The organism is Kitasatospora sp. GAS1066B (assembly GCF_041262605.1).
Taxonomy (GTDB): Bacteria; Actinomycetota; Actinomycetes; order Streptomycetales; family Streptomycetaceae; genus Kitasatospora.
On the sequence record NZ_JBGCCO010000002.1, the window covers coordinates 226,618 to 251,865 of the forward strand.

Genomic DNA, 25,248 nt, shown 5'->3' on the forward strand with positions numbered 1-25,248 from the left:
GGGAGAGTCAACCGCCGGTCCTGCCCTGGACCCTCCGGCAGGGGGAGGGTTGACACTGGTGCCATGCACACAGGCCTGACGGTCGGCGAGTTCTCCTGCGTGACCCATCTGAGCATCAAGACGTTGCGGCACTACCACGACGTGGGGCTGCTCGCGCCGGCTGAGGTCGACCAGGGCACCGGCTACCGGTACTACTCCCTGGACCAGGTGCCCACCGCTCAGGTGATCGTGCGCCTGCGGAACCTGGACATGCCGGTGGCGGACGTGAAGGCGGTGCTGGCCGCCGAGGACGTGAGCACCCGCAACGAGCTGATCGCCGCGCATCTCGCCCGCCTGGAGGACCGGCTCGCGCAGGCGCAGAGCGCCGTCGAATCGCTGCGCGACCTGTTGGTCCGGCCCGCGCGCAGGTCGGCCATCGAGTACCGCACAGTCCGTGAGCAGGCGGCGATCGGGATCCGCGCTGTCGTCGACCAGCAGGACCTGGCGGGCTGGTGGCAGGGCGCTCTTGGCGAGCTGCACGGCTTCACCACAGCCCGCGGACTGCGCACGACCGGCCCGATCGGCGGCCTGTTCGCGAATGAACTTCTCCAGGACGAACGCGGTGAGGCACTCGTGTTCGTCCCGGTCGACGGCGAGGTTCGCCCGGTCGGCCGGATCGACACGCTGGTGGTGCCCGGCGCGGAACTCGCGGTCGCGGTCCACCGCGGGTCCCTGCAGACCATCGACCTCACCTACGGTGACCTGGGCAGCTACGCCGCACGGCACGAGATCGGCGTCGACGGCCCGCTGCGCGAGTTCTACCTGCGCAGCCCCCTCGATGTGGCCGAGGATGACCAGTGGGTCACCGAGGTCTGCTGGCCCATCTTCCGCGCGGACGGCTAGTGCGGCACTAGCGACCGGGCCGCGCCGAACAACGCCGTTCCGCAGGTACGGGTTACGTCTCGCGCAGGAGGAAGGGGACGTAGCCGTAGCGGGCGCCGTTGACCTGCAACTCCAGGGCCTGGCCGCCCGGATGGAACCGGCGCGTGGTCAACGGCACGAACTTCTGGCCGCGGGTCAGAGCCAGCTTCTGGCCGGGAGCGAGAACGCGCGTGCTGAGCTTGTACACCCTGGGCGCCAGCGCGCCGTTGGCCTTGCGGTAGTGCACCACGTAGTCAACGGCGGTCTTGACCGGCTCGGCCCCGGTGTTCGTGATCGTCACGTCGAAGGTCAGGGTCTCGCCGACCGTGACCGAGTCGCTGTGCAGGTGGGGTCCGTCCACGCTCAGGTCGTCCGCCGTGCCGTAGCCCAGCAGTGCGAGGGCACCCGGATCCGCCTGCTTGATCAGGGTGCGCAGCCCGTGGCGCACCACACCGGCCACCGTGCCGGCCGTGCCCGGTGTCGCGGTCTCGGTCCAGCGGCGGGCGGTGGTGACGGCCAGGGCGGGGGCGGAGCGGCTGAGGTCGTTGAGGTGGTTGGCCACGGAACGCCGGACGTAGTCCGACGGGTCGGCGTGCAGCGCGTCCAGGATCGCCTCGGTGGCGGCGGGTCGAGCCAGAAGCGCGGGTACCCGTTTGGCCCAGGGCAGGCGGGGTCGAGTGCCCTCACTGGCCAGTCGGCGCACATGCGCGTCATCGTCCTGCGTCCAGATCTGTGCCATCACGAGGGTGCGATCCAGGTCGGTATCGAGGAAGGTGCGCAAAGCGAACTCGCCGGTCAGGCGGGGCGTCAACCGTGCCAGCAGCACCAGGCCCGCGTCGAAGGCGACCGCCGAGCCGTCACCGGTCGCGAGGCTGGCCACGGCCTCCGTCACCGGCCAGATCATCCAGCCGGTAAAGGCCGGATCGTCCAGCGCCCGGGAGATGATCTTCTCACTGGCCGACCACGTGCCCGGCAGGTCGTTGATCAGCGCGTCACGCACCGCCCGGGCGCGCTCGGACAGCGCCATGCCCGGCAGGCTCGCGGCGACCGCTCGGGTGGCCCTCCACGGACGCCGCGGCGCGACGCTGCTCAAGACCTCGGCCAGCGCTTCGACACAGTCCACGCTGATCAACTGATCGGCGAACGGCATGCCGTCCTCATCTCCTTCGTCGCTGGCAGTGCGGCACGCTCACCGTAGGGTGTGTCCCCCTACGGGAGGGAGTCAGAGCGGCCGAGGTACTGCGTGAACTGCAGGGTCAGCCCGAACGTCGTCTCCGGCACCGTGAAGATGGAGTGGACCTCGTCGGTCTTGAACTCGCCTTGGAACGCGACCCCTCGGTGTGCGAGTTCGGCCTTGGTGTCTTCGAGGTCGTCGACTTCATATCCGAGATGGCCGATGACCGCAGTCTCGCCGTCCTCGAGCATCGGCATGCCGAAGCCGGCGGCGCGGAGCTCGATCAGTTCCAGGCGCGTTTCACCGAAGAGCAGGAACTGCAGGTCGAGGTCGTCGGTGAGAATGCGCTCGCCGAGAGCGCTGCCATCAACGGTCTCGCCCGCCCGCGCGATGGTTCCGTCCATATCGCGCACGACGATTCCGATGTGATCCAACCCGAGGAGCTTCATGGCCCTCAATCCTCCTTGTTCTCTTGCTGTTTTCTGTGCGTCACGATCTGATGCCAGCGTTCGTGCTCCCGCTGGGGGAGGGTCAAGAGCGGAGTTTCTGTTTGACTCTCCTACGGGGGGAGAGTCAGGCTGGGCTGGTGGACTCGACGATGCCCATCGGCGACTTCTCCCGGGCCACGCACTTGAGCGTGAAGATGCTTCGCCACTATCACGAGGTCGGCCTGTTGGAGCCGGTCGAGGTGGACGTGGACAGCGGGTACCGGCGCTATGCCGCAGAGCAGATCGTCAAGGCACAGATCATCCGCCGTTTCCGCGATCTGGAGATGCCGCTCGATGACATCCAGATCGTGCTTCAGGCTCCTGACGTCGAGACCCGCAACCGGGTGATCGCCAACCACCTGACGCGTCTCGAGTCCAGCCTGGCCCGAACCCAGGAGACGGTCGCATCCCTGCGGGGTCTGCTGGACCGCCCCCAGGACAGCACCGTCGCGATCGATCACCGCCATGTCCCCGCCGCGCCCGCCGCTGCCATCACCGACACCGTTGACCAGGCCGACGTCGTGGCCTGGTACCGGGGAGCCATGGGCGAAGTGGCTGCCACCCTGTCCGCCCAGGGCATCAACCCGGCCGGCCCCCTGGGGGGCGTCTACGACACGGAGTTGTTCACCGAGGGCCGGGGGCGGGTCACGATCTTCCTTCCGTCCGACCCCCTGCCACAGCAGGTCGGACGCGTCAGCACCACCGTGATCCCGCCGGCAGAGCTCGCCACGATCGTCCATCTCGGTTCCAGCACCGAAGTCGACCGAACGTATGGTGCCCTCGCCGACTACGTGACCCGACACGCCCTGGCGGTCGACGGACCGATTCGCGAGTACTACCTCGTCGGCCCCTCCGATACCCCGGATGAGTCGTTGTGGCAGACCGAAATCGGATGGCCGATCTTCCGAACCCGGCCCAGGCCTTAGCACGCGGACGATCACACCGTGGTCGGTCCACTTGCGCCCACGATCGCCACCGCCTGCCCGCTCACTCGCACGCGCGGGTCCGCGGGGGAGGCCTCGACCCGGAGCAGGCTGGGCCGGCCGAGATCCTCCCCCTGGCGGATGGTGAGGGCACCGGAGGGTGGGAGGGCGCCGAGGGCGAGCAGATAGCCGCCGAAGGCGGCGGCTGCGGCACCGGTGGCCGGATCCTCGACGACACCGCCGATCGGGAAGGGGTCGCGGGCATGGAAGAGCTCCGGGGCCTCACGCCAGACCAACTGGAGCGTGGTCCAGCCGTGATGGTGCATCACCTCGGCCAGCGCATCGAAGTCGTAGTCGAGGGCAGCGAGACGCTCGCGGGTGGCCACGGCCAGGACCAGGTGCTCGTTTCCGCCGAAGGCGACGTGCGGCGGCAGTGCGGGGTCAAGGTCCTCCGGGGACCAGTGCAGCGCCGCGAGTGAGGCGTGCACCTCCGCTTCGCTCGCTGGCCGGGAGCGGGTGGGGACGCTGGTGAGCGTCGCCGTCACGGAGCCTCCGGGCGCTACCGAGGTGTCCAGGGCGATCTCACCCACCGGCGTGTCGAAGACGAGCGGGCCGGCGCCGATCCGCTCGGCCAGGGCCACTGCGGTGGCAACGGTCGCGTGACCGCAGAAGGCGACCTCCGCGAGCGGGCTGAAGTAGCGCAGCCGGAACCGGCGTGCCGCCCGGTCCGAGGCGGTGACGAACGCAGTCTCCGAGTAGCCGACATCAGCGGCGGTCGCGAGCATCGCGGCATCGTCCAGTGCGCTCGCGTCGAGCACGACACCGGCCGGGTTGCCGCCGGCGGGGTCGGTGCTGAAGGCGGTGTAACGCAGGATCTCGGGGCGTGTCTTCAGGCTCATGCCCCTACCGTGGCACCGCACAGGCATCCGGACAAACGATGGATCTCGATCCTTCCCATCGGCATCCACGATGGACAAGCATTACCGTCGACGGCATGGACACCCGACTGCTGCGCACCTTCGCCACCGTCGCCCGCACCGAGAACCTCACCGCCGCCGCAGAACGCCTGCACCTCGTCCAGTCCACCGTGACCGCCCAGGTGCAGGCGCTGGAGAAGGAACTCGATCTGCGCCTGTTCGACCGGTTGCCGCGCGGAGTGGTGCTCACCGGCGCCGGACGCGAGGTGCTGGCGCACGCGGAGGCAGTGCTCGAGGCCGAGTCCCGGCTGCGGGCAGTCGCCGCCTCGACCGGTTGCGCGGACGGTCGGGCGACCGGACGCGTGATGCTCTCGGCCGGCGAGACGCTGGTGTCCGCGCGACTGCCGGGAGTCGTCGCAGCGCTGAGGCGCAGTCACCCCGGGGTCGAGGTGGACCTGCGCACGATGGGTACCGCAACCGCCGTCGCCGCGCTCCGTTCCGGCGAACTGGACCTGGCCCTGCTGCTGGAGGACGAGGCGGAATTCCGCGACATCGAGTGCACGCCGCTGGCCCGCGAGCCGCTGGTGCTCGTCTGCTCCCCGGAGCACCCCGCCGCCCGCAGAGCCACCAACTCGTCCACCGACTGGGCGGAGCTGGCCCGCGAGGACTACTTCCTGCATGAGCAGGGCTGCTCGTACAGCGACCGCTTCATCGAGCGGCTGCGCGCCGCCGCCAAGGACGCGCCGCCCCGGATCACCCGCTTCGGCAGTCTGGAGGCCGCCAGGTCCTGCGTGGCCGCAGGTCTCGGCCTCAGCCTGCTGGCCCGCGCCAATGTCGCGGACGCGCTCGCGGCGGGCCGCCTGACACAGGTGCCCGGCCCGCAGTTCCCCGACGTCACCGTCCAACTGGCCCGCCACCGCCGGCGCTGGCTCTCTCCCGCAGCGGCCGCGCTCACCGCGGAGCTGCCGCACCACCTCCCGCGCTGAGCGCAGTTGCGACAGCGGACAGCGGACAGCGGACAGCGGACAGCGGCCCAGCCGCGCGCCCGAGTCGTCCTCGTACTGGACGTACTCGGGCGATTCGGGCGTGCGTCCGGGCAGGATGCCCGGCGTCGCGCGCCCGGCGAGATCGGCTGGACAGGACCTAAGGGATTCCTCACGTTCCGCACCCTCGTGCTTGCTCGCTGCCGCATGGCATACTCCGAAACCGTGACCACCTGCCGCCTGACCCGGACGCTGCGCGCGACGCTCTTCGCCGCGCTGGCCGTTCCGCTGTCCGCGGCCGGTCATGTGGTGGTCACCGGGCAGCCGTTGCCGCTGACCGTGGTCGCGGCCGCCGGTGTGGTCGTCTTCCTGACGGCCGCGGTGCTGGCCGGCGCCGATCGCGGGTTCGTCCAGATCGTCGCGCTGCTGCTGCCGGTGGAGCTGCTGCTCAACACCACCTTCAACCTGGGGCAGCAGACCTGTGCCCGGCCGGTCCACCAGAGCGGGCGCGGCCTGGACCTGATGGTCTGTGGCGGTGGCCAGGTGGGCGGCGCGGACGGCGGGCTCTCGCTCGCCCCGGCACTGCTGGAAATCGTCCTGCTGGCCGTGCAGGTGGCCGTCACCGTGCTCGCGGCGTTCTGCCTGCGGCTGGCTGACGCGGCCCTGGTGACGTTGCCCGAGCTGGTCGGCGCGCTGGCCCGGCTGGCGCCCGGGGCGCTGCGGGCGCTGCTGCTGCTCGCGCCGGTGCCGGCCCGTCCCGCGCCCGGGGCACCGCTGCCCGAGCCCCGGCCCGAGCACGCGCCCACGGAGGACCTGCCGCTCGCGCCGTCGCGCCGCCGCGGTCCGCCGGCGTCCTTCGCGCTCGCCTGCTGAGCCCCTCCCGCCGTTGTGAGGCGGGGAGCCGGGCCGGTGGCGTGCGCTGCTGACGCCCACTCCCAGCTTCCAGCGTCCGGCCGGCCCGCGTGTCCGCGTGCCGTGCGACGCGGTCAGGACACTCCCATGAGCAACAAGTCGAACAAGTCCCAGCAGTCCTACGAGCAGAAGAGCGCCGACCGCCGGGCGAAGCTGCACGAGGCCCGGCAGCGCGAGCAGCGGGCCGCGACGGTGCGCCGCCGGATCGTCATCGGCGCCTCCGCCGTCGTGGTGCTGGCCCTCTGCGGCGGCGTGGCGATCGCGGTGAACAGCGGTGGCGGCCACAGCGGCGGCAGTGCCGCCGCGAGCGCCCCGGTGGTGGTCCCGGCCAACGCGGGCGGCCCGAACGGCACCGTGGTCACCTACGGCAAGGCCGACGCCGCGCACACGCTGGACGTCTACGAGGACTTCCGCTGCCCGATCTGCAAGAAGTTCGAGACCTCCGACGGCCAGACCGTGCAGCAGCTGGCTGACAACGGAACGTACAAGATCCAGTACCACATGGCCGCGTTCCTGGACGACAACCTGGGCGGCAAGGGCTCGATCCAGGCGCTGGCGGCCGCGGGTGCGGCGCTGAACCAGAGCGTGGACGACTTCAAGAAGTTCCACGACGCGCTCTACGCGAACCAGCCGAGCGAGCAGACCGACGGCTACGGCGACGTCAACACCATCCTGAACGTGGCCGGCCAGGTGCCGGGCCTGAAGACCGACGCCTTCGTCAACGCGGTGAAGGCCGGCACCTACCTGCCGTGGGCGCAGCAGGTGGCCACCGCCTTCAACAGCAGCGGCGTGACCGGCACCCCGACCATGAAGCTGGACGGCAAGCAGCTGGCCATCTTCGACAGCCAGGGCACCCCGGTCACCGCCGACCAGTACACCGCGCTGATCCAGCAGAGCGCCGGCACCAAGTGACCACCGCCGAGGAGATCGAGGCGCGGCCCGACCCGGGCCGCGCGTTCGCCTGGCTGCTGCTGATCGCCGGTGCGGTCGGCCTGGCCGCCTCGGCCGTGCTGACCATCGACAAGATCCACCTGTTGCAGAACCCGCACGCGGTGCTCAACTGCAACATCAACCCGATCATCGCCTGCGGCTCGGTGATGACCAGCCACCAGGCCTCCGCCTTCGGGTTCCCGAACTCGCTGCTGGGCCTGGTCGGGTTCGCGGTGGTGCTGGCCATCGCCACCGGTGTGCTGGCCGGTGCCCGGTTCCGCCGGTGGTACTGGCTGGGCCTGCAGCTCGGGACGGTGTTCGCGCTGGTCCTGATCCACTGGCTGATCAGCCAGTCGCTCTACTCGATCGGCGCGCTCTGCCCGTACTGCATGGCGGTCTGGGCGGTGACCATCGCGCTCTTCTGGTACACCACGCTGGCCAACCTGCGCACCGGGGTGATCCCGGTGGGGGAGCGGCTGCGGCCGGTGGTGCGGGAGTTGAACCGGTACCACTGGGTGGTTCCGGTGCTCTGGTACGCCGTGATCGCACTGATGGTGCTGGGACGGTTCTGGTACTACTGGAAAACCCTTCTCTGACAGGTGAGTTGGCGAGTGACCAACGGCCCGGGCGGCGCCGTCACGGCGCTGCCCGGGTTCTGCCACAGCCTTGTACCAAGGAGGGTGGCCGAGGCTGGAAGGGGCAAGACTGAGCCATGACAGCCTGTCTGCCCGGCGAAGGAGTAGCACCATGTACCGCAGGCTCACCCGGACCCCGATAGCCGCCGCCACCCTGGTCGCCGCGGCGGTGACGCTCACCCTGGCCGGGTGCTCCTCGTCGGCGACGAAGGCCGCGCCCACACCGCCGCCGGCCGGCGCGGCGAGCAGTGCTCCCACCCCGGCGGGCTCGGCGGCGGGGACCGCCCCGGTGGCGCCCGCCCCCGGGACCTCGGCACCGACCGGCGCGGCATCCGGAACGCCCGGCTCGGGCGGCTCGGGCGGCTCGGTGCCGACCGCGGCGCCCGCGCCCGTCTCGGCCCCCGACACGCCCGCCGGGCCCGGCGCCTGCACCTCGGCGGAGTTGAGCGTCGCGCAGAGCGACCCGGGCGTCGGTGCCGGCCAGTACTACGCCACCCTGGTCTTCACCAACACCTCCAGCCGCAGCTGCACCCTCACCGGCTACCCGGGCGTCTCCTACGTGGCCACCGGGGGCCAGCAGTCCGGCAACCCCGCCACCCGCACCGGCGAGTCGTACGCCACCGTGACCCTCGCCCCGCACGGCACCGCCAAGGCCACCCTGCACGACGCCAACGGCATCGGCGGCTACGACCCGACCCAGTGCCAGCTCAGCCCCGCCCAGGGCCTGCGGATCTACCCGCCCGGCGAGAAGGCCGCGCTCTTCCTGCCCTGGCAGACCCAGCACTGCGCGGGCCCGAGCATCCATTCGCTGACCATCGGCCCGCTCACCTCCTGAACTGAACAGCCAGGGTCGGCCCGCGCCACCCGGTGCGGGCCGACCCTGCTTGCCGGTGGCCGGAGTTCAGCCGGCCGCCGCCGTCGGGTTCGGGCTGCGGGGGACCGGCTGCTCGGCTTCCGGTGGCCCGGCGGCCGCGGGCTCGGCCGTTCGCGTCTTCTGTCCGGGGCGCAGTCCGGGGCGCAGTTGGGCGACCACCAGGGCGCTCAGGATGACCAGGGCGCCCAGCAGTTGGGTGAGCGAGAGGTGCTGGCCGAGGGCGAGCCAGCCGACCACGGTCGCGACCAGCGGGGAGAGCAGGCCGAGGAAGGTCACCTGGGTCGGTGCCAGGGCGCGCAGGCCGCGGAACCAGAGTGCGTAGGCGACGGCGGCGCCGATCAGCGTCAGGTAGCCGTAGCCGAGCAGGTTGCGGCCGGAGAGCGCGTGCGGCGGCGGGCCCTCGACCAGCAGCGAGAGCGGGAGCAGCAGCAGTCCGCCGGCGACCAGTTGCCAGCCGGTGGTGGCCAGCAGCGGCGCGGGGGAGGGCCAGCGCTTGCTGAGCACCACGCCGGTCGCCATCACCACCGCGCTGCCGACCGCCGCCAGGACGCCCAGCCAGTCCAGCCGGGCGTCCGCCCGCAGTACCAGCAGGCTCACGCCGACCACTCCGGCCAGTCCGGTGAGCAGCGTTCGGGGCTTGAGCCGCTCGCCCAGCAACCCGGCCGACAGGGCGGCGACCAGCAGCGGCTGCAGCGCGCCGATGGTCGCGGCCACCCCGCCGGGCAGCCGGTAGGCGGCGACGAAGAGCAGCGCGAAGAAGGCGCCTATGTTGAGCGCGCCGAGCACTGACGCGCGCCACCACCAGGCGCCGTGCGGCAGTCGCCGGGTGACCGCGACCAGCAGCAGTCCGGCCGGCAGGGCGCGGACGGTGGCGGCGAGCAACGGGCGGTCGGGTGGCAGGAACTGGGTGGTCACGTAGTAGGTGGTGCCCCAGACAGCGGGGGCGAGCGCGGTCAGCAGGACGATCCCTGCACGGTCTCTTAGCACTAAGATAAAGTATCTCAGCGCTAAGAGATTGGCTAGTCTCCTGCTATGACGGATACGGATCACGTGGACCTGGTGCTCGCCGAGTGGGCCCGGCAGCGCCCCGACCTCGATGTCTCCCCGATGGCGGTGATGGGGCGGCTCAAGCGGCTCGGCCGCCTGGTCGACGCCGAGCTGAAGCGCACCTTCGCGGCCCACGGCCTGGACCCGGCCGCCTTCGACGTGCTCGCCACCCTGCGGCGCAGCGACCCGCCGCACCGGCTCACCCCGGCCGAGCTGATGCGGGCGGCGATGGTCACCTCCGGCGCGGTCAGCCAGCGCCTGGAGAAGCTGGAGGAGCGCGGCCTGGTCTCCCGCCGGCCGAGCGCGACCGACGGCCGGGTGGTGCACGTCGAGCTGACCGAGGCGGGGCGGGAGCTGGTCGATCGGGTGCTGCCGGACCACCTGGCCACCGAGCGGCGCCTGCTCGCCGCCCTCGGTGGGCCCGAGCGCGGCGCGCTCGCGGACACCCTGCGCGCGCTGCTGCTCGCGCTGGGGGACGCATAAGAGGCCGGTCGGTGATGCGTTGAACTGTTGGGCGCGCTGCCGCGTACCCCTGGTCGACACGCGATGCTCGACCTGGAGGTAGGGGTGCGCCAGGATGGCACTGTGACCGATGAACTCCGCGGTGGCGGCTCGGCGGGCACGGGCGAGGAGCTGATCCGAGCGCTCTACCGCGACCACGCGGGCCCCCTCTTCGGTTTCGTGCTGCACCTGGTCGGTGGTGACCGCCAGCGCGCCGAGGACGTGGTCCAGGAGACCCTGGTGCGCGCCTGGCAGCATGCCGACCGGCTGGACGTGGGTGCCGGATCGGTGCGCCCCTGGCTCGTCACGGTGGCCAGGCGGATCGTCATCGACGGACACCGCCGGGCCGTCGCCCGGCCGCCGGAGATCGACGCGGCGCCGCTGGAGCTGCTCCCGGCCGAGGACGAACTGGACCGGGCGCTACGGATGATGGCGATCACCGACGCGCTCGGCGCACTCACCGAGGCCCACCGGGAAGTGATCGTGGAGACCTACCTGAAGGGCCGCACGGTCGCCGAGGTGGCGGCCGAACTGGGCATTCCGGACGGTACGGTGAAGTCGCGGGTCTTCTACGCGCTGCGCTCGCTGAAGATCGCTTTGGAAGAACGGGGAGTGACGTCGTGACAGCGCCCGAGGGTCCCTGGGACCCGCAGGCAGGGCGGGACCGGCATCTGGACGCCGGCGCCTATGTCCTCGGCGTGCTCGACACGGCGGACCGGGTGCGCTTCGAGGAGCACCTGGCGAGCTGCCCGCAGTGCCAGGCCGAGGTCGCCGCGCTCGGCGAACTGGAGCCGCTGCTGGCCGAGTTCAAGGCCGACAGTGCGGTGCTCGCAGGCCCGGGCGCCGACCGGCGCGGCCCCGCGGGGCCGGTCTGCTCCGCGGAGCTGGCCGGCGCGAGCTTGGCCGGCCCGGGCCCGCGGCTGCTCGACGGGCTGCTCGCCGAGGCCGCCGCCAGCCGCCGGCGGACCCGGGTGCGCCGCCGCTGGCTGGTCGCGGTCGCGGCGGTGCTGGTGGTCGGCGGTCCGGCCGCCACGGCCGCGGTGCTGCAGAGCGCCCCGGTGGCCGGCGTGCCGGTCGCCGCCGCGGCCAGCCACAGCGCGACCGCGGCCACCGGGGCCAGCGCGACGGTCGGGGTCACCCCGGCGAGCTGGGGCAGCGTGATCACGCTGCGGCTCACCGGTCTCGCCGGACCGCGCACCTGCGACCTGGTGGCCGTCTCGACCCAGGGCGCCCGCCAGACGGTCACCAGCTGGACCCTCCCGGCGGGCGGCTACGGGCCCGGGTGGGCCGCTGCCTCGCAGCTGACCACCACGGGCGGCACCGGCTTCCAGCCCGCCCAGATCGGCCACTTCGAGATCCGCGACCTGGCCGGTGACCAGCTGCTGCTCTCGATCCCGGCCATCTGACGCGACGTCAACTCTCCTCAGGCCAAACCGGGTCAGCCCTGGTCGGCGCCTTCCTCCAGGTCGCCCTCCGCCTCCAGGAAGGCGGCCTGCAGCTCGGCCAGCAGTGCCGGGTCCGGCGCGGCCCACAGCCCGCGCTCGGCCGCCTCCAGCAGCCGCTCGCTGATCCCGTGCAGCGCCCAGGGGTTGGCGGCGGTGAGGAACTCGCGGTTGACCGGGTCCAGCACGTACTCCTGGGTCAGCCGCTCGTACATCCAGTCCGCGACCACGCCCGTGGTGGCGTCGTAGCCGAACAGGTAGTCCACCGTGGCGGCCATCTCGAAGGCGCCCTTGTAGCCGTGCCGGCGCATCGCCTCCAGCCAGCGCGGGTTGACCACCCGGGCCCGGAAGACCCGGGCCGCCTCCTCGGTCAGGGTGCGGGTCTTCACCGTCTCCGGGCGGGTCGAGTCACCGATGTAGGCGGCCGGCGCCGAGCCGGTCAGCGCGCGGACGGTGGCCACCATGCCGCCGTGGTACTGGAAGTAGTCGTCCGAGTCGGCGATGTCGTGCTCGCGGGTGTCGGTGTTCTTGGCCGCGACGGTGATCCGCTTGTACGCGGTCTCCATCTCCTCGCGGGCCGGGCGTCCGTCCAGTCCCCGGCCGTAGGCGTAGCCGCCCCAGACCGTGTAGACCTCCGCGAGGTCGGCGTCGGTGCGCCAGTCCCGGCTGTCGATCAGCTGCAGCAGGCCGGCCCCGTAGGTGCCCGGGCGGGAGCCGAACACCCGGACGGTGGCCCGGCGTTCGTCCCCGTGCTCGGCCAGGTCGGCCTGCACGTGGGCCCGGACGAAGTTCTCCTCGTCGGCCTCCGGCTGGGCCGCCGCGAGCCGCACCGCGTCGTCCAGCAGGGCGACCACGTGCGGGAAGGCGTCGCGGAAGAAGCCGGAGATGCGCAGCGTCACGTCCACGCGCGGGCGGCCGAGTTCGGCCAGCGGGATCGGCTCCAGGCCGGTGACCCGGCGCGAGGCGTCGTCCCAGACCGGGCGGATGCCGAGCAGCGCGAAGGCCTCGGCGATGTCGTCGCCGGCGGTGCGCATCGCGCTGGTGCCCCAGAGCGAGAGGCCCACCGAGGGCGGCACCGCGCCGTCGTTGTCGGCCCGGTAGCGGGCGACCAGCGATTCGGCCAGTGCCTGCCCGGTCTCCCAGGCGAGCCGGCTGGGCACCGCCTTCGGGTCCACCGAGTAGAAGTTGCGCCCGGTCGGCAGCACGTTGACCAGCCCGCGCAGCGGCGAGCCGGACGGCCCGGCCGGCACGAAGCCGCCCTTCAGTGCGTGGATCACCGCGTCCAACTCGTCGGTGGTGGCGGCCAGTCGCGGGACCACCTGGCGGGCGGCGAAGTCCAGCACCTCGGCGACGGCGGCCGGCTGCCCGGCGGCGACCTTCTCGACGGCCTCCGGCGCCCAGCCGGCCGCCTCCATCGCCTCGACCAGCTCGCGCGCCTTCGCCTCGGCGGCGTCGGTGGCACCCAGCGTCAGCGCCGCCTCGTCCAGCCCGAGCGCCTCCCGCAGACCCGGCAACGCGCTGACACCGCCCCAGATCTGACGAGCCCTCAGGATCGACAGGACCAGGTTGACCCGGGCCTCGCCGACCGGGGCCTCGCCCAGCACGTGCAGGCCGTCGCGGATCTGCGCGTCCTTCACTTCGCAGAGCCAGCCGTCGACATGGAGCAGGAAGTCGTCGAACCCGTCGTCCTCGGGCCGCTCGTCCAGACCGAGGTCGTGGTCGAGGCGGGCGGCCTGGATCAGGGTCCAGATCTGCGCCCGGATCGCGGGCAGCTTGGCCGGGTCCATCGCGGCGATGTTGGCGTGCTCGTCCAGCAGTTGCTCCAGGCGGGCGATGTCACCGTAGGACTCGGCGCGGGCCATCGGCGGCACCAGGTGGTCGACCAGGGTGGCGTGCGCGCGACGCTTGGCCTGGGTGCCCTCGCCCGGGTCGTTCACCAGGAACGGGTAGATCAGCGGCAGATCGCCGAGCGCCGCGTCCGGGCCGCACTCGGCGCTGAGCGCGGCGGTCTTGCCGGGCAGCCACTCCAGGTTGCCGTGCTTGCCCAGGTGCACCACCGCGTCCGCGCCGAACCCGCCGTCTGCCTGCGCGGCGGCGATCCAGCGGTAGGCGGCCAGGTAGTGGTGGCTCGGCGGCAGGTCGGGGTCGTGGTAGATGGCCACCGGGTTGGCGCCGAAGCCGCGCGGCGGCTGCACCAGCACCAGCAGGTTGCCGGCTCGCAGACCCGCCAGCACGATGTCGCCGTCCGGGTTCCGGCTGCGGTCCACGTACAGCTCGCCGGGGGCCGGACCCCAGTGCTCCTCGACCCGCTCGCGCAGCGCGGCGGGCAGGGCGGCGTACCAGCGGCGGTAGTCGGCGGCCGGGATCCGGACCGGGTTGCGGGCCAACTGGTCCTCGGTGAGCCAGTCCTGGTCGTAACCGCCGGCGTCGATCAGCGCCTTGATCAGGGCGTCACCCTCATGCTGGCCTTCTTCGGGCTCCATCCCGGGGAAGCCCTCCCCCAACTCCCAGCCCTCGTCGCGCAGGCGGCGCAGCAGCCGGGCCCCGCTGGCCGGGGTGTCCAGGCCGACCGCGTTGCCGACCCGGGCGTGCTTGGTCGGGTAGGCGGAGAGCACCAGGGCCAACCGCCGCTCGGCGGCGGGGATGTGGCGCAGCCGCGCGTGCCGGACCGCGATCCCGGCCACCCGGGCGCAGCGCTCGGGGTCGGCGAGGTAGACGGTCAGGCCGTCCTCGTCCAGCTCCTTGAAGGAGAACGGCACGGTGATCAGCCGCCCGTCGAACTCCGGCACCGCGACCTGGGTGGCGGTGTCCAGCGGCGAGAGGCCGTCGTCGCTGGACTCCCAGGCCTCCCGCGACCAGGTCAGGCAGAGCGCCTGGAGGATCGGGCGGTCCAGCGCGGCCAGCGCGCCCGCGTCCCAGGCCTCCTCGTCGCCGCCCGCCTGCGCGTCGGCGGGCCGGGTGCCGCCGGCCGCCAGCACGGTGGTCACGATGGCGTCGGCCTCGCCGAGTTCGGCCAGCAGCTCGGCGGCCGCGCCGCGCAGCGAGGAGCAGTACAGCGGCTTGGCTCGCCCGCCGGCGTCCTCGATCGCCGCGCAGAGCGAGTCGACGAAGGCGGTGTTGCCGCTCATGTGGTGCGCGCGGTAGTAGAGGACGGCCACCAGCGGGCCTTCACCGCGCCGCGCCTCGCGCTCCAGTGGACCCCAGTCGGGGGCGGAGGCGGGCGGTGCGAAGCCGTGCCCGGTGAGCAACACGGTGTCGGAGAGGAAGGCGGCCAGCTCGGTCAGGTTGGCGGCGCCGCCGTGTGCGAGGTAGGCGTGCGCCTCGGCCGCCAGGCCGGCCGGGACGGTGGACAGTTCCATCAGCTGCGCGTCCGGCGCCTGCTCGCCGCTGAGCACGATCACCGGGCGCGGCCCGGCGAGCAGCGCCTCCAGGCCCTCCTCCCAGGCGCGCCGGCCGCCGAGCAGCCGGACCACCACCAGGTCGGTGCCGTCCAGCAGTTCCGGAAGGTCCCCAGCCCGCAGCCGGGCCGGGTTGCCCAGGCGGTAGGGGACCGGCCCGGCGCTGGCGCGGGCCGAGAGCAGGTCGGTGTCGGAGGTGGAGAGCAGCAGGATCACGCGGCTGGCCTTCCTCGGGGTCCGCGCCCCGGGCGGTGGGGGAGACGGCAGGAGTTCCTGGCTCCCGATGGCCGTTGAGCCATGGTCACAGTGGCGGGACCGCACCGGTGTCGCACCGGTTTCCTCCCCTGACGCCGTCTCGGGCGTGAGCGGGCCAGGCGGCCCACCCGGCGGACATCCTAACGGGCAGGCCCAGCGCGGCGGGGCGGACGCCGAAGGGGCGGTGCGGGGTGCGCTCACGCGCCGTCCCGCACCGCCCCTCGGCGGTGAACCCCTCAGCTCTGGATCACTTCCAGACGAGGCCCTTGTCCAGGGTGAAGGGGTCGCCCCAGTACTGGGCGCCGGTGATCTTCGTCGAGGACGACGGCGAGAGCACCAGGGCGCAACCCTGGGCGGTCTGGCCGTTGGTGAAGCCGCTGGGCAGCGAGTCGTTCTTGCACTTGTCGAACGTGCCGATCAGCATCACGTCCTGGCCCTGGGTGCCGTCCGGCAGCAGGCCCGTCATGTGGTCCACCGTGGTGAAGGAGAGGTCGGTGGTCCCGACGTTCTTGACCGTGTAACGGATGTAGTACGGGATCTTGCCGGACGCCTGGTCGCCGAGCTTGAGCGGGACCAGGTCGGCGGGGGTGCCCGCCTCGATCGCGGTGACGGTCAGCGCGATGGTGCCCTTGGTGTCCCCGGAGGAGAACGGGAGCTGGGCGGTCTCGCCGATCTTGAAGGTCTGCCCGGCCGTCGCCATCGCCCCGCCGCCGCCGGTGGAGGTCGGCGCGCTGGACTTGGCCGCACCGCCGGTCGCCGGCGAGCTCGGCTTGGGCGCGGTGCTCTGGGAACCACCGGTCGTCGCCGCAGTGGTGGCGGGCGGCGTGGTGGCCGTCGTCGTGGTCGTCGTGGTGTCGTCCGGACCGCAGGCGGTCAGCGCGAACATCCCGACGGTGGCCAGTCCGATCATGTTCCGGACGGCCTTGCTGGTGATGCTGGTGCTCATGAAGTTATTCCCCGTTTGGTTGCCGCTGGCCGTCAGCGCACGGCCGTGTAGGCATAGTTGATAGCGCACCAGGACCTTCGAACTCCACTTGGCGGCCCGGTACGTGACGCAGGCCACTGTCCCGGTGGCCGCACGCGCCAATCCGTCACGGAACCCCCGCACAGACACCACTCCCGGCCGACCCGAGAGCGGGTCGGCCGGGAGTGATCACCCTTCCCTCTTCCCTCGCGCGGTCACATCTCCTTGAGCTGGGTGAGCCGGATGTTGTTGCCGGAGGGGTCGCGGAAGCCGCAGTCGCGCCCGTAGGGCTGGTCGGTCGGCTTCTCGTTGAACTCCACGCCGCGCGCCGACAGCTCCGCGTAGGCGGCGTCGACGTCGTCGGTGGTCAGGAAGACCGCACCGGAGGCGCCCTTGGCGGTCAGCTCGCGGACCTGCGCCTGGGTGGTGTCGTCGAAGACCGGCTGGCCGGGGATCGCCATCAGCACGATGGAGACGTCCGGCTGGCCGACCGGGCCGACCGCGAGCCACCGGAAGTTGCCCATCTCGGCGACCGTGACGTCCATCCGGACCTCCATGCCGACCTTCTGGGTGTAGAACGCGAGCGCCTCGTCCTGGTCCAGGACCCAGAGCTGCGCGGTGGCGATCTTGATCATCGGTTCCTCCTGCTATCCATGCTTACGTGTGCTTACCAGCGCTTACCAGCGCTTACGTGTGCTTTGCGGCGATAACGTCACGCTATGCCGGGGCCGTCGGCGCCGTCTTCTCGAAACGTGCGGTGTTGCGGACGCCCGTAGGCCCGGCGGACGCAGCCCGGCACGATGGCGTGCGCGGCGGCCGGCGGGAAGGCGGCCCGGTAGGCGGCGGGAGCCAGCCCGTACATCCGGGTGAAGCTGGTGGTGAACGAGCCCAGGCTGTTCAGCCCCACGTCGAAGCAGATGCCGGCGACCGGGCGGTCGGTGTTGCGCAGCAGCGCGGCGGCCCGCTCCAGCCGCCGCGTGAGCAGGTACACGTGCGGTGACTCGCCGAACGCGCGGCGGAACTCCCGGCTGAAGTGCGCCCGGGAGAGCCCGGCGGCCGCCGCCAGTTCGGCGACGGTGAGGGGCTCCGCGTACCGGGCGTCGACCAGGTCCTTGGCGCGCAGCAGATGGCGGGCGGGGGGAAGGTGGGCCACGGGATCCAGGGTAGTGAGCGGGACTGACAGGTGGGCCTCGGCGGAGGTGCGCCGGTCGCACGGCAGGGTGCGGCCGGTGCGTCGGAGACACAGCTCACGCCTGGAGCGGGGCATACCTGCGGTCAGATCATCGGTATGCTCGCGGCCATGTCACCCTCACCCGACGCCATCGAGCCTGCCCCCGCGCGGGTCGGCCTGGGCCGGGACCGGGGGCGTGACGACGCCTGCCCGGGCGCGCTGCGGCTGCACGCCGCCGATGACGGGGCGTTGGCCCGGATCCGGGTGCCCGGCGGGCTGCTGTCGGTGACTCAGACACTCGCCTTGGCGCTGGCCGCCGAGGAGTTGGGCGACGGCGCGCTGGAGGCCACCTCGCGCGGGAACGTCCAGCTGCGCGGCCTGCGCGCGGACGCCGGCGGGGAGTTGGCGCAGCGGCTGCGTGCGGTCGGGCTGCTGCCCTCGGACTCGCACGAGCGGGTGCGCAACATCGTCGCCTCGCCGCTCGCGGGGCTGGACGGCGGCGCGGACCTGTGGCCGTGGCTGCGCGAACTGGACACGCTGCTGCTGGCGAGCGAGGCGGCCCGGGAGCTCTCCGGGCGCTTCCTCTTCGCGCTCGACGACGGACGCGGTGACGTGGCCGCGCTGGACGCCGACCTCACGCTGATCGCCCACCCCGACGGCGCGTTGCTGCGGCTCGGGCGGGCCGGGGCCGCGCTGGCGGCGGACGGCCCGGGGACGGTGCTGCGGGCGGCCGAGGAGTTCGTCCGGCTGCGCAGCGGTTCCTGGCGGATCCGCGAGGCCGACCCGGACGGCTCGCTGCTCACCGCCCGGCTCGGCCTGGCCCCGCGACCGCTGCCCGCCCTGCCGGGCACCCGCCCGGCGGTCGGCGCGTTCGGCTACGGGTGCTGCGTGGGTCTGCGGTTCGGCCGCGCCACCGCCGCGCAGTGGCGGCTGCTCGCGGCGCACGCGCCCACCGAGCTGCGGGTCACCCCGTGGCGGGCGGTGGTGCTGCCCGGCGCCGGCGCCGAGGCGCTGCCCGCGCTCGCGGCGGCCGGCCTGCGCACCGAGGCCGCCTCGGCCTGGGCGGGCGCCACCGCCTGCACCGGCTCGCCCGGCTGCGCCAAGTCGCTGGCGGACGTCCGGTCGCACGCGGCGGCGGCGCTGGACGCGTCGGTCGCACTGGACGCGGCGGCGGCGCTGGACGCGGATGCTCCCGGCCGGCTGCTCCCGGTGCACTGGTCAGGATGTGAACGGCGCTGCGGCCACCCGGCCGGCGCGTTCGTGGACGTGCTGGCCACCGGCGACGGCTATCGCGTCGGCCACGCCGGCCGTGCGGATGAAGTGACGAACCAACAGATGGCGGCAGCGGTCGCTGCGGCCCGGAGGACCACGTGATCGAGTACGAGAAGGACGGCGCGGCGATCTACCGCGAGTCCTTTGCCACCATCCGCGCCGAGTCGGACCTGGCGGGCCTGCCGGCCGACATCGCCCAGGTCGCGGTGCGGATGATCCACGCCTGCGGGATGACCGACCTGGTCGCCGACCTGCTCTGGACCCCCGGCGTGGTGGCCGACGCCCGGGCCGCGCTGCGGGCCGGCGCGCCGATCCTGTGCGACGTCTCGATGGTGGCCAGCGGTGTCACCCGCAAGCGGCTGCCGGCCGACAACGAGGTCGTCTGCACGCTCTCCGACCCCCGGGTGCCGGGGCTGGCGGCCGAGCTGGGGACCACCCGCAGCGCGGCGGCGATGGAGCTGTGGCGGGACAAGCTGGCGGGCTCGGTGGTGGCCGTCGGCAACGCGCCGACCTCGCTGTTCCGGCTGCTGGAGATGATCGAGGCGGGCGCGCCGCGCCCGGCCGCGGTGATCGGCGTGCCGGTGGGCTTCGTCGGCGCCGCCGAGTCCAAGCAGGCGCTGGCCGAGCACCCCGCGGGCCTGGAGCACCTGGTGGTGCGCGGCCGGCGCGGGGGCAGCGCGATCGCCGCCGCCGCGCTCAACGCGATCGCGAGTGAGGTCGAATGACCGGCCGGCTCTACGGGATCGGGCTCGGCCCCGGCGATCCCTCGCTGCTCACCGTCCGCGCCGCCGAGCTGATCGGCAAGGCCGACGTGATCGCCTACCACAGCGCCCGGCACGGGCGTTCGATCGCCCGGTCCATCGCCGAAAGGTATCTGACGGGTAGTCAGATCGAGGAGAAGCTGGTCTACCCGATCACCGTGGAGACCACCGACCACCCCGGCGGCTACCGGGGCGCGCTGGAGGACTTCTACGAGGAGGCCGCCGCCCGGCTGGCCGCCCACCTGGACGCCGGCCTGGACGTGGCGGTGCTCGCCGAGGGCGACCCGTTCTTCTACGGCTCCTACCAGCACATGCACAAGCGTCTGGCGCACCGCTACCAGACCGAGGTGGTGCCCGGTGTCACTTCGATCAGCGCCGCCGCCGCCCGGCTCGGCACCCCGCTGGTGGAGGCGGAGGAGGTGCTCACCATCATCCCGGGCACGCTGCCCGAGGAGGAGTTGACCGCTCGGCTGGCCGCCACCGACTCGGCCGTGATCATGAAGCTGGGCCGGACCTTCCCGACCGTGCGCGCCGCGCTGGAGCGCTCGGGCCGGCTGGACGAGGCGCACTACGTCGAGCGCGCCACCATGCCGGGCGAGCGGACCGCGCCGCTGGCGGAGGTGGACCCGCAGACGGTGCCGTACTTCTCGGTCGCGGTGCTGCCGAGCCGGCTCAACAACCCCAAGCCCGAACCCGAGCACGGTGAGGTGGTGGTGGTCGGGACCGGCCCGGCCGGTCCGCTCTGGCTCACCCCCGAGGCGCGCGGTGCGCTCGCCGGCGCCACCGACCTGGTCGGCTACACCACGTACCTCGACCGGGTCCCGGTCCGCCCCGGCCAGCGCCGGCACGGCTCGGACAACAAGGTCGAGGCCGAGCGTGCCGAGTTCGCCCTGGACCTGGCCAGGCGCGGCCACCGGGTCGCGGTGGTCTCCTCCGGCGACCCCGGCGTCTTCGCGATGGCCACCGCCGTGCTGGAGGCCGCCTGCGCCGATCCGTACCGCGAGGTCCCGGTGCGCGTGCTGCCCGGGATGACCGCCGCGCACGCCGCCGCCTCCCGGGCCGGCGCGCCGCTGGGCCACGACTACGCGGTGGTCTCGCTCTCCGACCGGCTCAAGCCCTGGCCGGTGGTCGCCGAGCGGCTGCGCGCCGCGGCCGCCGCGGACCTGGTGCTGGCGCTCTACAACCCCGGCTCGCGCAGCCGCACCACCCAGGTCGGCCTGGCCCGCGACCTGCTGCTGGAACACCGCGCGCCGGACACCCCCGTGGTGCTGGCCCGTGACGTCGGCGGCCCGACCGAGCGGGTGCGCACCGTGCGGCTGGGCGAACTGGACCCGGCCGAGGTGGACATGCGGACGATCCTGCTGATCGGCTCCTCGCAGACCCAGGCGGTGGACCGGGGCGACGGCACCGAGGTGGTCTGGACCCCGCGCCGCTATCCCGAGCGCTGAGCCGGGCGCTGAGCCGGGCCCTGAGCCGGGCGCGCGCTCGGCGTGGCGTTCCCGAGTCAGGCCGGGAACGCCACGCCGGTCAGCTGTTCCGAGCACCGCCACAGCCCGGCCGCCGTGTCCAGCGCCGTCGCGCGCCTGGGCACCCGGGCGGCGGCCGGCAGTCCGGTCAACCCGCCGATCCCGTCCGGCCCGTAGTACCCGCCGCCGACCACCGACGCACTGGTCGCCGCCACCAGCAGCGGCAGCGCCCCGCGCACCGGGTCCTGGGTCAGCCCGGGCAGGCTCAGGAACAGCGCCGCCGGATTGAACGTCCCCGGCTTGAACGTGCCCGGCTTGAACGTGCCCAGCTTGAACGGCCCCGGCTTGAACGGCCCCGGCGCCCGCCCGAGCAGCGGGCCGCCGTGCGCCAGGTTGGTCCGGGCCAGCCCCGGGTGCGCGGCGAGGCTGCGCACGCCCCAGCGCTGCCGGGCGCTGAGCCGGTCCAGCTCCAGGGCGAACATCAGGTTGGCCAGCTTGGACCGGGCGTAGCAGTCCATCGGGCGGTAGCGGCGCTCGCTGTTGAGGTCCGACAGGTCGAGCCGGGCCAGCCGGCTGATGAGGCTGGAGACGGTGACCACCCGGGGCGCGGCGGCCGCGCGCAGCAGCGGCAGCAGCCGGCCGGTGAGCGCGAAGTGGCCCAGGTGGTTGGTGCCGAACTGCAGCTCGAAGCCGTCCTTGGTGGTCTGCTGGGTCGGCACGGCCATCACCCCGGCGTTGTTGACCAGCAGGTCGACCGGGCGGCCGCGCTCGTGCAGCACGTCGGAGAACGAGACCACCGAGTCCAGGCTGGCCAGGTCCAGCACCGCCGTGCCGACCTTCTTGCCGCCCTCCGCCCGGATCCGCTCGGCGGCCGCCTCCCCCTTGGCCCCGTCCCGGACCGCCAGCACCACCTCCGCGCCCGCCAGCGCCAGGCGCCTGGCGGTCTCGAACCCGATCCCGCTGTTCGCCCCCGTCACCACGGCCAGCCGGCCGCACTGGTCGGGCACCGTGATGTCCCTGATGTGACGAGCCATCAACGGTTCCTCTCGACTCTTCGCACCACTGGCACGTCCCCCTTCGGTACCCGCTCAGCCGCGTTCCGGCCAGGACCCCCCGACGGTACCGGAGGCGACCCCCAACTCGCCCAGCACTCCGGCCACATCAGGAACTTCGCGGACCCCGGACGGCAGCGCGGGCCGCCGCACGATCAGCACCGGCAGCCCCAACTCGCGCGCCACCGCCAGCTTCGGGGCGGTGGCCGCGCCGCCGCTGTCCTTGGTCACCAGCAGGTCGATCCGGTGCTCCCGGAAGAGGGCCCGCTCCTGCTCCGCACGGAACGGGCCGCGCTCCAGCAGCACGGTCAGCTCCGGCGGCAGCGGCGGGTCCGGCGGCTCCACCGAGCGGGCCACCAGGTGCACCCCGGTGACCTGGGCGAAGGCGGCCAGACCCAGGCGCCCGGTGGTCAGCAGCGCCCGCCGTCCCAGCGTCGGCAGTACGGTGGCGGCCTGCTCCAGCGAGTCGACCCGGTGCCACCGATCGCCCGGAACCGGCACCCAGCTGGGCCGACGCAGCGCGAGCAGGGGAACATGGACGGCGGCGGCCGCCTCGGCCGCGTTGCGGCTGATCACCTGGGCGAAGGGATGCGTGGCGTCGATGAGGGTGTGCACCTGCTGCTCGCGCAGCCAGTCGGCCAGGCCGGCCGGGCCACCGAAGCCGCCCACCCGCACCTCGCCCGGCGGCAGCCGCGGATTGCTCACCCGCCCGGCCAGCGAGCTGGTCACCCGCAGCCCGGGCAGCGGCACCAGCGCCGCCGCCAGTTGCCGGGCCTCGGTGGTGCCGCCGAGGATCAGGATGTGCCGCACGCGCGTTCCTTCCGGGAGGACGGGTGTCTGAGGCTACCGGCGGTCGGGCGGTGACCGGCGGTCGGGCCGGCCAACTCTCCAGCAGCGGCCTGCGCCCCGGCTGGACCACCGGCGCCTGCGCCACCGCCGCCACCACGGCCGCCTACACGGCGCTGCTCACCGGCGAGTTCCCCGACCCCGTGACGATCACCCTACCCAAGGGTCAGCAGCCCGCCTTCGCTCTGGCCGGCGAGGAGTTGACGGAGGGTCAGGTCGCCATGGCGGCCGTCGTCAAGGACGCCGGCGACGACCCGGACGTCACCCACGGCGCCGTGATCCGGGCCACCGTGCGGCACGGCGTGCCCGGCACCGGCGTGGTCTTCCGGGCCGGCCCGGGGGTCGGCACGGTGACCAAGCCGGGCCTGCCGCTGCCGGTGGGGGAGCCCGCGATCAACCCGGTGCCCCGGCAGCTGATGCGCGACGCGGTGGCGGGGGTGGCCGCCGCGCACGGGGGCGGCGGTGACGCTCCCGACGTCGAGATCGAGATCTCCATCGACAACGGCGCCGAGATCGCCCGCAGCACCTGGAACCCGCGGCTGGGCATCCTCGGCGGCCTCTCCGTCCTCGGCACCACCGGCATCGTGGTCCCGTACTCCTGCTCGGCCTGGATCGACTCGATCCGCCGCGGCATCGACGTGGCCCGCGCGGCCGGCCACACCCACGTCGCGGGCTGCACCGGCTCCACCTCCGAGCGGGTCGCGATGGCCGAGTACGGCCTGCCCGAGGACGCCCTGCTCGACATGGGCGACTTCGCCGGCGCCGTCCTCAAGTACCTGCGCCGCCACCCGGTCCCGCGCCTGACCATCGCGGGCGGCTTCGCCAAGCTCTCCAAGCTGGCCGCCGGCCACCTCGACCTGCACTCCGCCCGCTCCCAGGTCGACAAGGCCTTCCTCGCCGACCTGGCCCGAACCGGCGGTGCCGACCCCGAGCTGGTCACAGCGGTGGCCGCCGCCAACACCGGCCTGGAAGCAGTGCAGCGCTGCGGCGCGGCGGGCGTCCCGCTCGGCGACCTGGTGGCGGAGGCCGCCCGTGCCACGGCGCTGGGGGTGCTGCGCGAGGCGCCGGTGGCGGTGGACGTGATCTGCATCGACCGGGCGGGGGCGATCGTGGGGCGCTGTGAACCGCTGGCCAGCCGCTTGTAATTCGGTGGCGGCTCACCCAGCCGCCCTGGCAGGCCCGGTCCTGCGCCCGACCTGCGAAAACACTGCCTCCACAGGTCGGGCGGCGCGCCGCTTGACGTATGCCGATATCGGCATACGATGAAGTCATGGCGAGAGCTGCGACCACGACAGACGCGTTCAACGCCGTCGCCGAACCCCGGCGGCGCGAGATCCTCGACGCCCTGGCGGGTGGCGAGCGGTCCGTCACCGACTTGGTCGAGCAACTCGCCGTGGCGCAGCCGGTGGTGTCCAAACACCTGCGGGTGCTGCGCGAGGTCGGGCTCGTCCAGGTCCGCGACGAGGGCCGGCAGCGGATATACCGGCTCGAACCGGCGCCGCTGCGCGAGGTGTACGAGTGGGTCAAGGACTACGAGCGACTCTGGACCGAGCGCTTCGATCTCCTGGACGCGGTGCTCGAGGACCTCAAGGCGCAGCAGGCGGAGCCCGACCGCCACGGATCGCAACCAGCTGACGCGGAAACGACGGACAAGGAGCGCGAATCATGACTGCGACGAACGACCGGCGGGCGACCGTCACCACCCCCACCGACACCCAGATCCTGATCACGCGCGAGTTCGACGCGCCCCGGAACCTGCTGTACCGGGCCTTCACCACCCCGGAACTGCTGCGCCGCTGGTGGCATGCGAACCGCTGCGAGGTGCTCGGCATCGAGATGGACGTACGCGTCGGCGGCAGGTGGCGCTGGGAGGCGAAGGCGTTCAACGGCTACGAGTTCGCCTTCTACGGCGAGTACCGCGAGGTCGTCCCGGACGAGCGCCTGGTCAGCACGGAGACCTTCTCCGGCGTCCCGGACGCCCAGGCGGTCAACACCACGACGTTCGTGGAGAAGGATGGCGGGACCCACTTGGAGATCCTGGTCGAGCACCAGACCAAGGCGAACCGGGACGGGCACCTGGAATCCGGCATGGAGGACGGCCTGCAGGACGCGCTGACCCTGCTGGAGGAGCTGGTGCGCGAGCGGATCTGAGCCCGCGCGCGGCCTGCTGCACCACGGCGGTCCTGCGGCCGACTTCAGGCCCGGAGGGGTATGCCTGCCCAAGCGCATCAGGGTGTGCCAGCGCGCAGTCAGCGGGTAATGATGCAGCGGCGGGGGGGGGGCCCCCCGGGGGGGGGGGGGGGGGGCCCCCCCGCGCGGCGGGGGGGCGGGGGGGGG

Annotated in this window: 26 protein-coding genes and 1 riboswitch; of the genes, 16 read left to right on the forward strand and 10 right to left on the reverse strand. The window is 73.1% G+C overall.

The window, feature by feature from the left end:
• Positions 1–63 precede the first annotated feature (63 nt).
• A complete protein-coding gene (locus tag ABH937_RS02670) occupies positions 64–882 on the forward strand; it encodes a MerR family transcriptional regulator (protein WP_370217023.1) in 819 nt (272 codons plus the stop codon).
• A 52-nt stretch (positions 883–934) separates the two neighbouring features.
• Here the strand turns inward: ABH937_RS02670 and ABH937_RS02675 are convergent, their stop codons facing one another.
• Both ABH937_RS02675 and ABH937_RS02680 read right to left on the reverse strand, forming a co-directional pair.
• Positions 935–2,050: a DNA alkylation repair protein gene (locus ABH937_RS02675; RefSeq protein ID WP_370217024.1), complete on the reverse strand. Its 1,116-nt coding sequence runs from the start codon at positions 2,048–2,050 to the stop codon at positions 935–937.
• 59 nt (positions 2,051–2,109) lie between these two features.
• Complete coding sequence (locus tag ABH937_RS02680; protein WP_280687248.1) at positions 2,110–2,523, reverse strand: VOC family protein; 414 nt, start codon at positions 2,521–2,523, stop codon at positions 2,110–2,112.
• 137 nt (positions 2,524–2,660) lie between these two features.
• On the opposite strand from ABH937_RS02680, the gene ABH937_RS02685 reads away from it, so the two are divergent.
• A complete protein-coding gene (locus ABH937_RS02685) occupies positions 2,661–3,488 on the forward strand; it encodes a MerR family transcriptional regulator (RefSeq protein WP_370217026.1) in 828 nt (275 codons plus the stop codon).
• An 11-nt stretch (positions 3,489–3,499) separates the two neighbouring features.
• Here ABH937_RS02685 and ABH937_RS02690 read toward each other — a convergent pair whose 3' ends face one another.
• Positions 3,500–4,384 carry a PhzF family phenazine biosynthesis isomerase gene (locus ABH937_RS02690; RefSeq protein ID WP_370217027.1) on the reverse strand — a complete coding sequence of 295 codons (885 nt, stop codon included), beginning with the start codon at positions 4,382–4,384 and terminating at the stop codon, positions 3,500–3,502.
• 95 nt (positions 4,385–4,479) lie between these two features.
• On the opposite strand from ABH937_RS02690, the gene ABH937_RS02695 reads away from it, so the two are divergent.
• From ABH937_RS02695 to ABH937_RS02715, 5 genes are all read left to right on the forward strand, one after another.
• Entirely contained in the window at positions 4,480–5,388 is a 909-nt protein-coding gene (locus ABH937_RS02695; protein WP_280687251.1) for a LysR family transcriptional regulator, read from the forward strand.
• A gap of 222 nt (positions 5,389–5,610) precedes the next feature.
• Positions 5,611–6,258 carry a hypothetical protein gene (locus tag ABH937_RS02700; RefSeq protein WP_280687252.1) on the forward strand — a complete coding sequence of 216 codons (648 nt, stop codon included), beginning with the start codon at positions 5,611–5,613 and terminating at the stop codon, positions 6,256–6,258.
• Positions 6,259–6,384: 126 nt separating this feature from the next.
• Positions 6,385–7,209, forward strand: a complete 825-nt coding sequence (locus ABH937_RS02705) for a thioredoxin domain-containing protein (protein ID WP_280687253.1) — start codon at positions 6,385–6,387, stop codon at positions 7,207–7,209.
• Positions 7,206–7,823, forward strand: a complete 618-nt coding sequence (locus ABH937_RS02710; RefSeq protein WP_280687254.1) for a vitamin K epoxide reductase family protein — start codon at positions 7,206–7,208, stop codon at positions 7,821–7,823. Before ABH937_RS02705 ends, ABH937_RS02710 begins: the two co-directional genes overlap by 4 nt.
• Before the next feature lie 151 nt (positions 7,824–7,974).
• Positions 7,975–8,697, forward strand: coding sequence for a DUF4232 domain-containing protein (locus ABH937_RS02715; RefSeq protein WP_280687255.1), 723 nt, complete (start codon positions 7,975–7,977; stop codon positions 8,695–8,697).
• A 66-nt stretch (positions 8,698–8,763) separates the two neighbouring features.
• Here ABH937_RS02715 and ABH937_RS02720 read toward each other — a convergent pair whose 3' ends face one another.
• Complete coding sequence (locus ABH937_RS02720) at positions 8,764–9,723, reverse strand: EamA family transporter (RefSeq protein ID WP_280687256.1); 960 nt, start codon at positions 9,721–9,723, stop codon at positions 8,764–8,766.
• A 45-nt stretch (positions 9,724–9,768) separates the two neighbouring features.
• On the opposite strand from ABH937_RS02720, the gene ABH937_RS02725 reads away from it, so the two are divergent.
• The 3 genes from ABH937_RS02725 (at position 9,769) to ABH937_RS02735 (ending at position 11,690) form a co-directional block, all read left to right on the forward strand.
• Complete coding sequence (locus ABH937_RS02725; protein WP_280687257.1) at positions 9,769–10,266, forward strand: MarR family transcriptional regulator; 498 nt, start codon at positions 9,769–9,771, stop codon at positions 10,264–10,266.
• 63 nt (positions 10,267–10,329) lie between these two features.
• Positions 10,330–10,908: a sigma-70 family RNA polymerase sigma factor gene (locus ABH937_RS02730; protein ID WP_370217028.1), complete on the forward strand. Its 579-nt coding sequence runs from the start codon at positions 10,330–10,332 to the stop codon at positions 10,906–10,908.
• Complete coding sequence (locus tag ABH937_RS02735) at positions 10,905–11,690, forward strand: anti-sigma factor (protein WP_370217029.1); 786 nt, start codon at positions 10,905–10,907, stop codon at positions 11,688–11,690. The genes ABH937_RS02730 and ABH937_RS02735 overlap by 4 nt, the downstream gene beginning before the upstream one ends.
• A 32-nt stretch (positions 11,691–11,722) precedes the next feature.
• Here the strand turns inward: ABH937_RS02735 and cobN are convergent, their stop codons facing one another.
• The 4 genes from cobN to ABH937_RS02755 form a co-directional block, all read right to left on the reverse strand.
• Complete coding sequence (gene cobN / locus ABH937_RS02740) at positions 11,723–15,340, reverse strand: cobaltochelatase subunit CobN (RefSeq protein WP_370217030.1); 3,618 nt, start codon at positions 15,338–15,340, stop codon at positions 11,723–11,725.
• Between the two features lie 51 nt (positions 15,341–15,391).
• Positions 15,392–15,466: riboswitch (cobalamin riboswitch) on the reverse strand.
• Between the two features lie 160 nt (positions 15,467–15,626).
• On the reverse strand, positions 15,627–16,325 hold the full coding sequence (locus tag ABH937_RS02745) for a hypothetical protein (RefSeq protein ID WP_370217032.1): 699 nt from the start codon (positions 16,323–16,325) through the stop codon (positions 15,627–15,629).
• 233 nt (positions 16,326–16,558) lie between these two features.
• Positions 16,559–16,978, reverse strand: a complete 420-nt coding sequence (locus ABH937_RS02750; protein ID WP_280687262.1) for a VOC family protein — start codon at positions 16,976–16,978, stop codon at positions 16,559–16,561.
• A gap of 77 nt (positions 16,979–17,055) precedes the next feature.
• Positions 17,056–17,496 carry an AraC family transcriptional regulator gene (locus tag ABH937_RS02755; protein ID WP_280687263.1) on the reverse strand — a complete coding sequence of 147 codons (441 nt, stop codon included), beginning with the start codon at positions 17,494–17,496 and terminating at the stop codon, positions 17,056–17,058.
• A gap of 147 nt (positions 17,497–17,643) precedes the next feature.
• Between ABH937_RS02755 and ABH937_RS02760 the strand changes: the two genes are divergently transcribed.
• The 3 genes from ABH937_RS02760 to ABH937_RS02770 are packed head-to-tail and all read left to right on the forward strand — an operon-like array spanning position 17,644 to position 20,995.
• Complete coding sequence (locus ABH937_RS02760) at positions 17,644–18,888, forward strand: cobalamin biosynthesis protein CobG (RefSeq protein WP_280687264.1); 1,245 nt, start codon at positions 17,644–17,646, stop codon at positions 18,886–18,888.
• A complete protein-coding gene (locus ABH937_RS02765) occupies positions 18,885–19,511 on the forward strand; it encodes a precorrin-8X methylmutase (protein WP_280687265.1) in 627 nt (208 codons plus the stop codon). Before ABH937_RS02760 ends, ABH937_RS02765 begins: the two co-directional genes overlap by 4 nt.
• The gene (locus ABH937_RS02770) at positions 19,508–20,995 is read left to right on the forward strand and encodes a precorrin-2 C(20)-methyltransferase (protein ID WP_280687266.1); all 1,488 of its coding nucleotides are present in this window, start codon (positions 19,508–19,510) and stop codon (positions 20,993–20,995) included. The genes ABH937_RS02765 and ABH937_RS02770 overlap by 4 nt, the downstream gene beginning before the upstream one ends.
• A 56-nt stretch (positions 20,996–21,051) precedes the next feature.
• On the opposite strand, the gene ABH937_RS02775 is transcribed toward ABH937_RS02770, so the two are convergent.
• Both ABH937_RS02775 and ABH937_RS02780 read right to left on the reverse strand, forming a co-directional pair.
• On the reverse strand, positions 21,052–22,047 hold the full coding sequence (locus tag ABH937_RS02775) for an SDR family oxidoreductase (RefSeq protein WP_370217034.1): 996 nt from the start codon (positions 22,045–22,047) through the stop codon (positions 21,052–21,054).
• 54 nt (positions 22,048–22,101) lie between these two features.
• On the reverse strand, positions 22,102–22,875 hold the full coding sequence (locus tag ABH937_RS02780; protein ID WP_280687268.1) for a cobalt-precorrin-6A reductase: 774 nt from the start codon (positions 22,873–22,875) through the stop codon (positions 22,102–22,104).
• 23 nt (positions 22,876–22,898) lie between these two features.
• On the opposite strand from ABH937_RS02780, the gene ABH937_RS02785 reads away from it, so the two are divergent.
• From ABH937_RS02785 to ABH937_RS02795, 3 genes are all read left to right on the forward strand, one after another.
• A complete protein-coding gene (locus tag ABH937_RS02785) occupies positions 22,899–24,056 on the forward strand; it encodes a cobalt-precorrin-5B (C(1))-methyltransferase (RefSeq protein WP_280687269.1) in 1,158 nt (385 codons plus the stop codon).
• 125 nt (positions 24,057–24,181) lie between these two features.
• A complete protein-coding gene (locus tag ABH937_RS02790; protein WP_280687270.1) occupies positions 24,182–24,580 on the forward strand; it encodes a metalloregulator ArsR/SmtB family transcription factor in 399 nt (132 codons plus the stop codon).
• Positions 24,577–25,062, forward strand: a complete 486-nt coding sequence (locus ABH937_RS02795; RefSeq protein ID WP_280687271.1) for an SRPBCC family protein — start codon at positions 24,577–24,579, stop codon at positions 25,060–25,062. The genes ABH937_RS02790 and ABH937_RS02795 overlap by 4 nt, the downstream gene beginning before the upstream one ends.
• Positions 25,063–25,248 lie beyond the last annotated feature (186 nt).